The sequence below is a fragment of the Aeromonas sp. ASNIH5 genome, assembly GCF_002902865.1.
GTDB classification, from domain to species: Bacteria; Pseudomonadota; Gammaproteobacteria; order Enterobacterales; family Aeromonadaceae; genus Aeromonas; species Aeromonas caviae.
The window spans coordinates 4,249,350-4,262,487 of record NZ_CP026122.1 but is presented as its reverse complement, the minus strand read 5'-3'; the positions used below and the strand labels follow the sequence as shown (position 1 = coordinate 4,262,487).

Here is a 13,138-nt window from a genome sequence, read left to right as displayed (position 1 = left end):
AATTGTGAAATCGATTTCCACTCAGGGATTGTGTGTGAATCTTGACAGTGAAATGCGGACCGCAGGATGACTCGGTCATTTTCTGCGTGAGTGCGAAAATCGACGCCATTATTTCCGTCTGTGATCAAAGGGGTAACAATGAAAACATCTCGGCTTAGTGCCCTGACGCTTGCCATGTCTTGCGTCATTGGCTTGCATGGCTGCTCCCTGCCCAGCGCAGGGGCATCTGGTTCAGGTACCTCCTCGGCATCTGCCGGGCCTGTGGGTGAATTGCTGACCAATGGGGGCTTCCAGGGAACCGATGGATGGTGGACGGCCGGGGGGACCCTGAACGCCGAGAACCAGATGGGCTGTATCACCTTCACCGAGTCGGGCTCCAATCCCTGGGATGTCATCCTGGGTCAGTCCAATCTCGGCCTGGTGCAGGGGCAAACCTACAAACTCCATTTCACTGCCATGGCCAAGAGCGACATCAACGTCAAGGCCCTGATCCAGCATGATGGCGCCCCCTACACCAACTACATGGTGCAGGACCTCGCCCTCGGCAGCACGCCCAAACCGTTCGATATCCAGTTCACACCTTCTGCCACTGACGAGAAGACCCAGTTCCAACTTCAGATGGGCACCCAGACACCGACCACTGTCTGTATCGGTGAAGCCACGCTATCGGGCCCCTCCTTGATCAAGAAATCGGAGCTGGGCAGCGTGCGCGTCAACCAGGTCGGCTATCTCAGCAAGGCTCTGAAACGGGCGACCATCGCCACCGACAGCAAGGACTCGCTCCCCTGGACCCTGCGCAATGCCCAGGGTGAGACCATCGCGGAAGGCAAGACCACGCCCTTTGGCCTGAATGCCGCATCCGGCGAGAACGTACAGATTGCCGACTTCAGTCAGGTCACCACCCCGGGCACCGGCCTGGTACTGGAGGTCGCCGGCCAGAAGAGTCATCCGTTCAGCATCGGCGATGACATCTATCACACCATGAAATTCGATGCCCTCTCCTTCTTCTATCAGCAGCGTAGCGGCATCGACATCGAAGCCAAATATGTCCAGCGCCCCGACCTTGCTCGCCCGGCAGGACACAAGCCCGAGAACGTAACCTGCTTCAACAAGCAGGACGCCAAGGGCAACCAGTGGCCTGGCTGTGACTTCATGCTGGATGTGACCGGCGGCTGGTACGACGCCGGCGATCAGGGCAAGTACGTGGTCAACGGGGGGATCTCGGTATGGACCTTGATGAACCTTTATGAACGGGAGCAGCTGGCGAAAGAGGGTGACAAGAACGCCTTTGCCGACGGCAAGGTCAAGATCCCGGAACAGCACAACGGCTACAACGATCTGCTGGACGAGTCCCGCTGGATGATGGAGTTCTTCCTCGCCATGCAGGTGCCCGAAGGCAAGAAGGCCTGGGTGCCGGTAGGCGATCAGTCCAAGCAGCTCGACAGCCTGAAACTGACCGAGATCGATGCCTCCGGCATGGTCTTCCACAAGGTCGCCGACGAAGCCTGGACCGGGATGCCGCTCCCGCCCCACAAGGATCCACAACCCCGTTTCCTGAGCCACCCCAGCACGGCTGCGACTCTGAACCTGGCGGCCACCGCCGCCCAGTCCGCTCGCGTATGGAAGGATCTGGATCCGGCCTTCGCACAGCGCAGCCTGCAGGCAGCGGAACGAGCCTGGAAGGCGGCCAACCGCCATCCGGACGTCTATGCCTATGACAACTTTGTGGGATCCGGTCCCTATGATGACACCAACCTGAAGGACGAATTCTACTGGGCTGCCGCCGAGCTGTTTGCCACCACCGGCAAAGCCGAGTACAAGCAGGCCGTCCAGCAGTCCCCTCTCTATCTGGCTGCCCCCAAGGGGGATCGCAGCGCAAGTGGTGATCTCTACTGGCAGGATCTCAGCAGTGCAGGGACCATCACGCTGGCCATGGTGCCTAACAAACTGGGCAAACAGGAAGTGGAGAAGGCACGCGCCGCTATCATCGCCGCAGCTGACGGCTACCAGAAGAGCGTGGTGACGGAGGGTTACCTTATCCCCTATCAGGCGACCGAATACCCCTGGGGCTCCAACTCCAACCTGATGAACCGCAGCATCTTCCTCGGGTTGGCCCATGACTTCACGGGAGAGCGCAAATACCTGCAGGCCATGTCCGATGCCATGGACTATGTGCTCGGCCGCAACCCCCTCGACCAGTCCTATGTGTCGGGCTACGGCAGCCGTCCGCTGAAGAATCCGCACCACAGGTTCTGGGCTCACCCCATCGACCCCGCGTCTCCCCTGGTTCCGCCTGGTGTACTCTCGGGCGGACCGAATTCCATCAACTTCAGCGATCCCGTTGCCTCCACCCTCAAGGGCAAGTGTACCGGCCAGACCTGCTGGAAAGATGAGATTGGTGCCTGGACGCTGAACGAGGTCACCGTCAACTGGAATGCCCCCTTCTTCTGGACGGTCAGCGTACTGGATGAAGGTGGATTGACCCGCTGATCACCCTTCCAATGCTCCGTCCCCGTGACGGAGCATTGTTTTACTCCCCTGCCGTTCTTGCCCAGGACAGCTCCCGCACCGGTCGCCACCCTCCGCTTTACGTTTCCCTTTTCCCTTTTCCCTTTTCCCTTTTCCCTTTTCCCTTTTCCCTTTTCCGTCATCATTCAGAGGCTGACGGCAGCAGAACCCTCTCTTATCGATCATTTCATTGCATCTGACCGCACCTTCGCAACCCTGCCTTTTACATGTCCGTCTCTTGGCCACCTTATTTGCGCATCCACTTGATCCCTCATGTGCCATCAGATCTGCTGACGCCATCTGGGCATCACCCGCTCCCCGCCTCTTCTACAGTGCCCCGCGCGCGAAGAAGGCGGGAAAGCAGGATACCCGGCTCCTGAATCGGGTTTCGTGACCCTCAGCGAGAACCACAAGGAAACCCCAGGCTGAGCCCGCCATCTGAGCAAGACACTGTACAGAGCCCCTTAGCCGCCACCATGACGCCCTGCCACCAGAGGGTGAAGGAGCACGGCGATGGGCTCGGTTATCCAGGATTGCTGGCATGGGCGCCGGATCGGCGCCATGCCGAAAGCGCCCCCTGCATCATGCAGGGGTGCAGGAGTGCAGGAGTGCAGGAGTGCAGGAGCAGCATGAAAACCACGACAGACTTGAAATCGATATTTCAAAATACCAAGTCGAATAAACATGGCGTAAACCACATCATAAAAACAATTATAACTAAATGATAAATAACGATATTTTATTTTATATGCCTTATATCAGATATCCATCAAGTGATCGCGATCACAATTACAAAATCCGATTCGTGAAATCGATTTCCCACATTGTTGCATCGATCTATAGTGAGCCCAGCTTAATAACTGAGGAATGATCATGAAAAAAATCATGTTGTGCTGCTCTGCCGGGATGTCCACCAGCCTGCTGGTGAAAAAAATGCTGGTAGAAGCCGAAAAACGGGGCCTGGCTGCCGAGATCAAGGCTTTTGGCGCATCGGAGTTCGATGACCAGATGCCCCATTACCAGGTGGTCTTGCTGGGACCGCAGATCAAGTACATGCAACCGGAGTTGCAAGCCAAGGCGGCGGCTCACGGCATCAAGGTACAACCTATCGACATGATGGATTACGGCATGCAGCGCGGCGACAAGGTGCTGGACTACGCCCTCTCCCTGATTGGTTAAGCGTGCTCACAAGGAAGGACACACACTATGAGTTCACTCTATGGGATGCTGGTCAAGTTGATCGAACAACGGATCGGCCCATTGGCAGGAAAACTGGGCCAGCAACGCTATGTTCTGGCCATCCGTGACGGTTTTATTGCCGCGCTGCCGTTCATGATCGTCGGCAGCTTCATGCTGGTCTTCATCTTCCCACCCATCTCCAGCGAAACCACCTGGGGCTTTGCCAGAGCCTGGCTCGATTTTTCCAACACCTATCGTGCCGAACTCATGTTGCCCTTCAACATGAGCATGGGGCTGATGACGGTCTTCATTTCGGTGGGCGTCGCATCCAGCCTGGCCAAGCAATACTCCCTGGACCCCATCACCACAAGTCTACTCTCCCTGATGTCGTTCATGCTGGTGGCGGCGCAATATAAAGACGGCACCATCTCCACCCAGTATTTCTCCGGTCAGGGCATCTTTACCGCTCTCATTTGTGCCATCTATTCGACCGAGGTCTACGCCTGGCTCAAGCGCAACAACATCACCATCCGTCTGCCCGAGCAGGTGCCGATGGGAGTGGCGCGCTCCTTCGAGGTGCTGATCCCGGTCCTGGCGATTATCCTGACCCTGCACCCCTTCAACATGCTGCTGCAGGAAACCACTGGCATGATCCTGCCCGAGGCGATCATGGCCATGCTCAAACCGCTGGTGGCGGCTTCCGACAGCCTGCCTGCCGTCTTGCTGGCGGTGCTGTTGTGCCAGATCCTCTGGTTTGCCGGCATCCACGGCACCATGATCGTCACCGGCATCATGAACCCCTTCTGGATGGCAAACCTGGCCAGCAACCAGGCCGCATTGGCCGCCGGCCAAGCCATTCCCCACACCTTCCTGCCCGGTTTCTGGGATCATTTCCTCTTTATCGGCGGCGTGGGCTCCACCTTGCCACTGGCATTCCTGCTGATGCGCAGCCGCGCCGTGCACCTGCGCACCATAGGGCGAATGGGCGTGGTCCCCGGGTTCTTCAACATCAACGAGCCGATCCTGTTTGGTGCTCCCATCATCATGAACCCGGTCTTCTTCCTGCCCTTCATCCTGGTGCCGGTGATCAACGCCATCCTGGCCTGGTTCGCGGTGGATCTGGGTCTGGTTGAGAAGGTCGTGATGCTGACCGCATGGACCACGCCGGCCCCCATCGGCGCCTCCTGGGCGACCAACTGGGCCTTCAGTCCGGTCATCATGTGCTTCATCTGCATGGGGATCTCCGCCCTGATGTACTACCCCTTCGTGCGGGCTTACGAACGCACCCTGCTCAAGCAGGAAGCCGAGACGGCTGAAGCGGAAGAAGCCGCTAGATCAGAAAAAGCAGACACAATCACACCGATTCAGAGTCAGGCGTAAGCGCCAGGCGTGCGGGCGCCACGCCGCCTGCACGCCGGTCATCAAGAGGAAACTGCAATGCAATATACATTCCCCGAAGGCTTCTGGTGGGGTAGCGCCTCGTCGGCCGCACAATCGGAAGGGGCTGCCAATGTGGGCGGCAAGGCACCAACCATCTGGGATCACTGGTTCGAGACGGAGCCACACCGTTTCCATGGTCAGGTTGGCCCGGCCAACACCTCCACCTTCTACGATCGTTATCGTGAAGACATCGCATTGATGGAACAGATTGGCCACAACAGCTTCCGCACATCCATCTCCTGGGCCCGGTTGCTGCCGGATGGCCACACCGTCAACCAGGAGGCCGTCGACTTCTACAACAAGGTTATCGATGAGCTGCTGGCCAAGGGGATCAAACCCTTCATCGGCCTGTTCCACTTCGACATGCCGATGTACTGGCAGGAGCAGGGAGGCTGGGAGAGCCGCGAAACCGTGGCGGCCTATGCCGAGTACGCAGCGCTCTGCTTCAAACTGTTCGGTGATCGCGTCGCCTGCTGGATGACCTTCAATGAACCCGTTGTGGTAGTGGAAGGAGGGTATCTGTATGACTTCCATTACCCGAACCAGATGGACTTCAAACGGGCAGCCCAGGTGGCCTATCACATGATGCTGGCCCACAGTCTGGCGGTGAAGCGTTATCGCACACTCTCCCTGCCCGGCCAGATCGGCATCGTCCTGAACCTGACCCCCTCCTATCCGCGCTCTTCAAACCCGGCAGACTTGAAGGCCTCGTTCATTGCCGACCTGTTCTTCAACCGCGCCTTCCTCGATCCTGCGGTGAAGGGGGTTTATCCCCAGGAGCTGATCGATATCCTGCGCGAGCACGATCAGATGCCAGTTGTGCAAAGCGGCGACTGCGAACTGCTGGCCGCCGGCAAGATCGATCTGCTCGGCATCAACTACTACCAGCCGCGGCGAGTGAAGGCACGCATGACGGCCATCAACCCGGACTCCCCTTTCCTGCCTGACTGGTTCTTCGAGAATTACGAGATGCCAGGCCGCAAAATGAACCCTTATCGCGGCTGGGAAATATATGAGCGCGGTATTTATGACATATTGATCAACCTGCGAGATAACTATGGAAATATCCCAAGCTATATCTCCGAAAATGGTATGGGTGTCGAAGGGGAGCACAGATTCATTGGTGAAGATGGTCAGGTAAAAGACGATTATCGTATCGACTTCATTCGCGGCCATCTCCAGTGGATTCATACCGCCATTGCCGAAGGAAGTCATTGCCGTGGTTATCACCTGTGGACCTTTATTGACAACTGGTCCTGGATGAATGCCTACAAGAACCGTTATGGATTCATCAGCCTTGATTTGGAAAGCCAGCAGCGCACCGTCAAGAAAAGTGGTGAATGGTTCGCCAACGTCTCTCGTAATAATGGATTTTAAGGAGTCATAAATGATGGATCTTGAAGAAGCAGTCATGGGCATCATCGTCAATGCCGGCCAATCTCGCAGTCTCTGTTTCGAAGCCCTGCGTCAGGCTCGTGCTGGCCAGTTCAGCGAAGCGGATGCCTTGCTGCTCCAGGCCACCGACGCGGGGAAGGCTGCCCATGCCGTACAAACCAAACTGATTGAAGCCGATGAGGGCGAAGGCAAGACCAAGATGACACTGGTCATGGTACATGCCCAGGATCACCTGATGACCTCCATTCTGTGCCGCGAACTGGCCACCGAACTGGTCGAGATCTATCGCCGCCAAGCCAGCTGATTTTAACTCATCGGATCGGGAGTCCGTGCTTTTGCCACCGTTATATACGGTGGCTTTTTTTATTCTGGTTATACCAGCCAGCCGTCATGTCTTTCATACCTTTTTCAGGCAATTTCAAAAGTATGAAACTGTCATGACGCGATACCAGTATAAGTTTCAATATCTGTTTATGGCTATTCTGATGCTGCTTGTAGTCATCAATAAAACACTCATTAATAAACACACAGGAATGTGGATAATATGCGTAAACTTGGACTGATGTCAGTATTGCTGATGGCGGGAGGATTATATTCCACTCAGGCATCGGCATGGTGGTGGAGCAATCAGGATTGGCAGGTCTCTGATGGTTGGCGCAATGGCGGGTCAGAATTCGACTGCACCTGGCGCGCCGCCAACGTCTGGATGGAGTCCGGCACGGCCATCCTCCATGCGAAATCCGACAAAGGGAACAAGAGCTGTGCTGAGCTGCGAACCTACAACTACACCCGCAAGGGTCGTTATGAGGTGCAGATGCAGGCAGGATCGGTGCCCGGCACCATCAGCTCCTTCTTTACCTATACCGGAGATGCAGGCACCAGCTCTCACTATGAAGTCGACATCGAGCTGATGGGGGGCACCAACCTGCTCCATACCAACGTCTGGATCCAGGGGCGTCAGTATCCCCAGGACATCGACCTGGGCAAGTACGGTATCTCCATCTGGAACATGGAGCGCTACGCCTTCAACATCGACGAGGCGGGAGTCACCTGGCAGGTCTTCAGCCGCACCCAGAACAAATGGGTGAGCGTGCGCCGCGAGAGCCGCCCCGTCACCAGCTGGATGCAGACGTTTGTGAATAACTGGATCAGCGCCAACCCGAGCTTCCCGCCCAGTTCCTACAACGGCCAGCCCGTCTACGCCAAATACAAGTACGCCAATGTGACGCCCTGGGAGTGATCGCGATGGTCAACTAAATCCGGGCACACGGCGGCATACCCAAAACCGAAGACACAAAAAAGCCCAACTGAATAAATCAGTTGGGCTATATAGATGGCGGAGGAGGTGGGATTTGAACCCACGGATGGTCGCCCATCGCCGGTTTTCAAGACCGGTGCATTCAGCCGCTCTGCCACCCCTCCGCAGCAGTGCGACGCATATTACCCATGCCCCCAGCCCTTGTAAATCCCCACTCCGTTTGTTTGCCCATTTATTGGGCTATCTGGCGCACAAAACCGGCAAAACCGCTGCAAACCGTGCTTTTTCAAGCGGATGGCTTGACTTGAAAACAGACTCACCCACTATAGGGGCCACTACCACATCCCCAGCAAGATGGACTTATGAGAATCAAACATGCCCTGTTCGCCGCCCTGACCGGCGCGACCCTGCTTGCGGCGCCCGTTCAGGCGAGCGAGCTGACCAAGAGCGATGTCGAGCAGATCGTGCGCGACTATCTGGTCAAGAATCCGGAGATCCTGGTCGAGATGTCCAACGCCCTGCGTGCCAAGCAGGAGAGCCAGCAGGCCGAGAACGACAAGACGCTGATAGAAGCCCATGCCAAGCAGCTCTTCGCCAACCAGGATCCCGAGAGCGGCAATCCCAAGGGCAGCCTGACGGTGGTGGAGTTCTTCGACTACAACTGCGGCTACTGCAAGCGCGCTCATCCCCTCATTCAGCAACTGCTCTCTGAGGACAAGGAGATCCGCTACATCTACAAGCAGTTCCCCATCCTGAGCGAAACTTCCTACTACGCCGCCCGCGCGGCGCTGGCGGTGAAGCTCGGCCAGCCCGACAAATACCAGGCCTTCCACGACAAGCTGTACGCCCATCAGGGACCCCTTTCCGACGAAGCCCAGGTGAAAGACGTCGCCAGGGCCGCCGGCGTGGACTGGAGCAAGGTCGAGGCGAAGATCAAGGACGGCAGCATCGATCAGAATCTGGGTACCAACCGGGCGCTGGCCGAAGCCATGGCCATTTCCGGTACCCCGGCCTTTATCATCGGCGATCAGATCCTGCGCGGCGCACCGCGGGATCTGGCCAGCCTCAAGGCTATCATCAAGGATGTCCGCGCCGGCAAGAGCATTCAGTAACCCGCGCGTTGTGCATGAAAAAACGCCCCGGCATGCCGGGGCGTTTTGCTGTTCAGGCTGCAAACCATCAGGCCTGATGGGCCGTCGCAAGAAGCTGTCAGCAAGGCGAAGAGCAGCGCTGGGACCCGAGTCTATATGAATAAATGAGGTTCCCGAGCAGCCCATGACCCGTGATCACGGCTTCGCAGCAGGGCCATAACCGTTCGGATTCTGGCTTTGCCAGCGCCAGGTATCGATCATCATCTGCTCCAGACCCCGCTCAGCCTGCCAGCCCAGCTCGTCACGGGCCAGAGCCGGTTCAGCCCAGCACTCGGCAATATCGCCGGGGCGACGGGGCTTGATCTGGTAGGGAATGGCACGGCCACTGGCTGCCTCGAACGCCTTGACCATCTCCAGCACGGAATAGCCCTGACCGGTGCCGAGGTTATAGGTGAAGACGCCGGTATCACTCTTGATGCGGGCCAACGCTTTGAGGTGACCGATGGCGAGATCCACCACGTGGATATAGTCGCGCACCCCGGTGCCGTCCGGGGTCGGATAGTCGTTGCCAAAGACCCCCAGCTCCTTGAGCTTGCCCACGCCGACCTGACTGATGTAAGGCAGCAGGTTGTTGGGGATGCCGTTGGGATCTTCACCGATGAGGCCGCTCTCGTGAGCCCCCACCGGGTTGAAGTAGCGCAGCAGCACGATGGCCCAGCGAGGATCGGATTTGGAGAGGTCACGCAGGATCTCTTCAACCATCAGCTTGGAGCGGCCATAGGGGTTGGTGGCGCTGGTGGGGAAATCTTCCCGCAGGGGTACCGAGGCCGGATCCCCATAGACGGTGGCCGAGGAGCTGAACACCAGCCGGAACACGCCGGCCCTGGCCATCTCTTCGCACAGCACCAGGGTGCCGGTCACGTTGTTCTGATAGTAGGTGAGCGGGATCTGGCCGGATTCCCCCACCGCCTTGAGGCCGGCGAAGTGGATCACCGACTCAATCTTGTGGGTGGCAAACAGCCGTTGCAGGCAGGCTCTGTCCAGAATGTCCCCTTCCACGAAGGTGACCGGCTTGCCGGTGATCCGCTCGACCCGCTTGAGAGACTCGGGGGAAGCGTTGGAGAGGTTGTCCAGTACTACGACCTGCTGCCCGGTACCAAGCAGCTCGACCAGGGTGTGGGAACCGATGTAACCGGCTCCCCCCGTCACCAGAATTGTCATTTTTTATCCCGTACTTTGCTGAAACTGGGGTTGAGTCTACCCGCACGACCCGCCCGGGAAAAGCTCGGGATACCAATGACGCCCGTCAATACTCCAGGCTCACATCCCCTCTGGCGGTGCAGGAACAGGCCAGCGCCACCCCGTTCTCGAGGTCCTGCGCGCTCAGGGTCATCACGCTCTGGCGCTCGATTTCGCCTTCCGTGGTGCAGCGACAGGCGCCGCACACCCCGGCGCGGCAAGCGGCCATCATGGTCTCCCCCGCCCCCTCCAGTGCCGCCAGCAGGGTCTGGCCAGGCAGTATCTTCACCTTCTTGCCGCTCTTTTTCAGGGTCAGCCAGAAGTGGTCGCTATCGGCCGCAACTGGCGCCGCGCCCGATGTAACAGCAGGCAGACCGAATGACTCCTGGTGCAACTGTGCTGCCGGCAGTCCCAGCTCCGCCAGCATGGTGCAGACGGCGGTCATGTAGGGGGCTGGGCCACACAGATAGACATGGCGGCTCAAGAGATCCGGCGCCAGTTCCTTGAGCATCCCCGGTGTGAGCCGGCCAACCCAGGGATGAGCCGTTGGCGCCTCTTCCCCTACTTTCTCCAGCACTAAAGCATGGCGCACACCGGCATGAGCCTCGGCCAGCGAAGCCAGTTCCCTTGCGAAGATCACATCCCCGGGGGTTCTGGCGCTGTGAATAAAGCGAATGTCTGCATCCGGCCGTTTGGCCAGCTCGTCGCGCAGCATGGCCCACATGGGGGTGATGCCGGAGCCGGCGCTGAGCAGCAGCGGCCGCTCGCAGGGCAAAGCGGTCAGGTGGAAATCGCCGAAGGGGCCGTCTACCCGGATCTCGTCCCCCACTTGCAGGCTCTGGTGCAGATGGTGAGAGACCAGCCCCACATCCTTGATGGTGACCTGCCAGAAAGGATCCTGCGGGCTGGAGGAGAGGGTGTAGGCGCGGCAGTGGGGCTGGCCGTCAATCATCGTGTGCAGGGTGACGCACTGGCCAGCCAGCACGGAGGGCAGGTCGCCAGCCAGGGGTTCAAATTGCCAGCTCGCCACATCGTGGGTCTCTGCCCGGCGGGCTATACAGCGCAGGCTCAAAGAGGTGGAGGTCATCGCAAGGCTCCTCTTGCTCGGAAATAGCGTTGAAAAAAGGCGAGCCATCAGGCTCGCCAAAGGCTTACAACATGCTGAGCGTGTAAGGCTGTATCTTTGCTCAGGCCGCCAGGATCTCGGCGAGATCCGCGTCTGCTGTGGTGGTTCCTTTCAGGCCGAACTGCTCCTCCAGCACCTTGAGCAGGGCAGGGGTGAGGAAGGCCGGGGCGGTCGGGCCGGTGCGGATGTCCTTCACGCCGAGTGCAAGCAGGGTGAGCAAAATGACGATGGCTTTTTGCTCGAACCAGGAGAGTACCAGGGTCAGGGGCAGATCGTTGACGCCGCACTCGAACGCGTCGGCGAGCGCCAGGGCCAGCTGGATGGCAGAGTAGGCATCGTTGCACTGACCCACGTCCAGCAGACGGGGAATGCCACCGATGTCGCCGAAATCGAGCTTGTTGAACTTGTACTTGCCGCAGCCCAGGGTCAGCAGCAGGCTGTCCTGCGGGATCGCCTTGGCAAACTCGGTGTAGTAAGCGCGCTCGGCACGGTCACCGTCACATCCCCCCACCAGGAAGAAGTGGCTGATTTCGCCAGCCTTGACCTTGTCGATCACCGCAGGAGCGGCCTGCATCAGGGCGTTGCGGGCAAAACCGATGGTGATGAAGTGCTCGAGCTCAACGTGCTTGAAGCCTTCCAGCGCTTGCGCCTTGGCGATCACGGCGGAGAAATCTTCCCCTTCCAGGTGGGTGACCCCAGGCCAGCCGACGATGGAGCGGGTGAAGATGCGATCGCTGTAGTTGCCCACGTTCGGGTCGATGATGCAGTTGGAGGTCATCACCACGGCGCCCGGGAAGTTGGCAAACTCCTTCTGCTGGTTCTGCCAGGCGGAGCCATAGTTACCCACCAGGTGCGGGTACTGCTTGAAGAAGGGGTAGGCCAGGGCCGGCAGCATCTCGCCATGGGTGTAGACGTTGATGCCAGTGCCCCTGGTCTGCTCCAGGATGAGCTTGAGATCCACCATGTCGTGACCGGAGACCAGGATGCACTTGCCCGGAACCGGAGTGACGCGAACCTGGGTCGGCTCGGGGTGGCCGAAGGCGGTGGTTTCACCGAGATCCAGCATCTCCATGATCTTGAAGTTGAGCAGGCCAATCTCCATGGCGCACTTGAACAGCGGATCCAGATCGCAGGGATCCGTACCGAGCCAGCTCATGATGCGATGGAATTCGGCGGCTACCCCGGCATCCTGCTGATCCAGCACCCGGGCGTGCTCCATGTAGGCGGCGGCACCCTTGAGGCCGTAGAGGCAGAGCAGGCGCAGCCCCATGATGTCTTCGTTGACCTCGTTCTTGCCCCGGTTGACCGCGGTCTGCGGCGCCTGGGCAAGCTGGGCCAGCAGATCGGCACCCGGCTCGAAGCTGGCCGCGGCGGGCAGTGTGTCGGCCTGCACCGCCAGCGGTGCCAGCTTGGCGGCCAGTTGCTGGCGATAGGCCAGCGCCTGGTTGACGTAGGCGACGATGCGAGCGGAGTCGAAGTTGACGTTGGTGAGGGTGGCAAAGAACGCCTTGGGCACGAAAGCGTCTATTTCGCTGTCGACGATGCCGTGCTCGCGGGCCGCCAGGGCCCAGGCGCTGAGCCCTTGCAGGGTATAGATCAGCACATCTTGCAGGTCGGAAGTTTCCGCCGTCTTGCCGCACATGCCTTGTGCATAGGCGCAGCCATTGCCTGCCGGGGTACGAATAGTCTGTTCACATTGCACACAAAACATCATGTCTCTCCTAATTGGACATTTCAGTTATCTGTTTTGTGGCGATTCTATTCCCCTCCTGGAAAACTTAATAGGCATTCAATTTACCAATTAACATTTCATTGATGCAGATCAAATAGAAAAAAGCCGCCCAAATCGGGCGGCAAGCGGGTGGGAAATCAAGGAGAGACAACTCGGGTTTGCAACAACAG

The 13,138-nt window shown here is 58.6% G+C and carries 10 protein-coding genes and 1 tRNA gene; 7 read left to right on the top strand and 4 right to left on the bottom strand.

What is annotated here, in order from left to right; all coding sequences use genetic code 11:
- Window positions 1-138 precede the first annotated feature (138 nt).
- The 6 genes from C2U30_RS20185 to C2U30_RS20160 all read left to right on the top strand — a co-directional run bounded on the left by C2U30_RS20185 (window position 139) and on the right by C2U30_RS20160 (window position 7,762).
- Window positions 139-2,490, top strand: a complete 2,352-nt coding sequence (locus C2U30_RS20185; protein ID WP_324761741.1) for a glycoside hydrolase family 9 protein — start codon at window positions 139-141, stop codon at window positions 2,488-2,490.
- An 891-nt stretch (window positions 2,491-3,381) separates the two neighbouring features.
- Window positions 3,382-3,687 (top strand): PTS sugar transporter subunit IIB, encoded by a 306-nt coding sequence (locus C2U30_RS20180; protein WP_010673339.1) that lies wholly within the window; start codon window positions 3,382-3,384, stop codon window positions 3,685-3,687.
- Window positions 3,688-3,714: 27 nt separating this feature from the next.
- The gene (locus C2U30_RS20175; RefSeq protein ID WP_103244408.1) at window positions 3,715-5,067 is read left to right on the top strand and encodes a PTS sugar transporter subunit IIC; all 1,353 of its coding nucleotides are present in this window, start codon (window positions 3,715-3,717) and stop codon (window positions 5,065-5,067) included.
- Between the two features lie 57 nt (window positions 5,068-5,124).
- Complete coding sequence (locus C2U30_RS20170; RefSeq protein ID WP_102948832.1) at window positions 5,125-6,504, top strand: glycoside hydrolase family 1 protein; 1,380 nt, start codon at window positions 5,125-5,127, stop codon at window positions 6,502-6,504.
- 10 nt (window positions 6,505-6,514) lie between these two features.
- Window positions 6,515-6,826 carry a PTS lactose/cellobiose transporter subunit IIA gene (locus C2U30_RS20165; protein ID WP_010673336.1) on the top strand — a complete coding sequence of 104 codons (312 nt, stop codon included), beginning with the start codon at window positions 6,515-6,517 and terminating at the stop codon, window positions 6,824-6,826.
- A gap of 240 nt (window positions 6,827-7,066) precedes the next feature.
- Window positions 7,067-7,762: a family 16 glycosylhydrolase gene (locus tag C2U30_RS20160; protein ID WP_080560416.1), complete on the top strand. Its 696-nt coding sequence runs from the start codon at window positions 7,067-7,069 to the stop codon at window positions 7,760-7,762.
- A 94-nt stretch (window positions 7,763-7,856) separates the two neighbouring features.
- Here the strand turns inward: C2U30_RS20160 and C2U30_RS20155 are convergent.
- A tRNA-Ser gene (locus C2U30_RS20155) sits at window positions 7,857-7,944 on the bottom strand.
- 198 nt (window positions 7,945-8,142) lie between these two features.
- On the opposite strand from C2U30_RS20155, the gene C2U30_RS20150 reads away from it, so the two are divergent.
- On the top strand, window positions 8,143-8,892 hold the full coding sequence (locus C2U30_RS20150; RefSeq protein WP_039041345.1) for a DsbA family protein: 750 nt from the start codon (window positions 8,143-8,145) through the stop codon (window positions 8,890-8,892).
- A 174-nt stretch (window positions 8,893-9,066) separates the two neighbouring features.
- Here C2U30_RS20150 and galE read toward each other — a convergent pair whose 3' ends face one another.
- The 3 genes from galE to hcp all read right to left on the bottom strand — a co-directional run bounded on the left by galE (window position 9,067) and on the right by hcp (window position 12,947).
- Window positions 9,067-10,092: a UDP-glucose 4-epimerase GalE gene (gene galE, locus C2U30_RS20145; protein WP_041211255.1), complete on the bottom strand. Its 1,026-nt coding sequence runs from the start codon at window positions 10,090-10,092 to the stop codon at window positions 9,067-9,069.
- An 85-nt stretch (window positions 10,093-10,177) separates the two neighbouring features.
- Window positions 10,178-11,197, bottom strand: coding sequence for a hybrid-cluster NAD(P)-dependent oxidoreductase (locus C2U30_RS20140; RefSeq protein ID WP_041211254.1), 1,020 nt, complete (start codon window positions 11,195-11,197; stop codon window positions 10,178-10,180).
- Between the two features lie 100 nt (window positions 11,198-11,297).
- Window positions 11,298-12,947 (bottom strand): hydroxylamine reductase, encoded by a 1,650-nt coding sequence (hcp, locus tag C2U30_RS20135; RefSeq protein WP_103244739.1) that lies wholly within the window; start codon window positions 12,945-12,947, stop codon window positions 11,298-11,300.
- Between the last annotated feature and the right edge of the window lie 191 nt (window positions 12,948-13,138).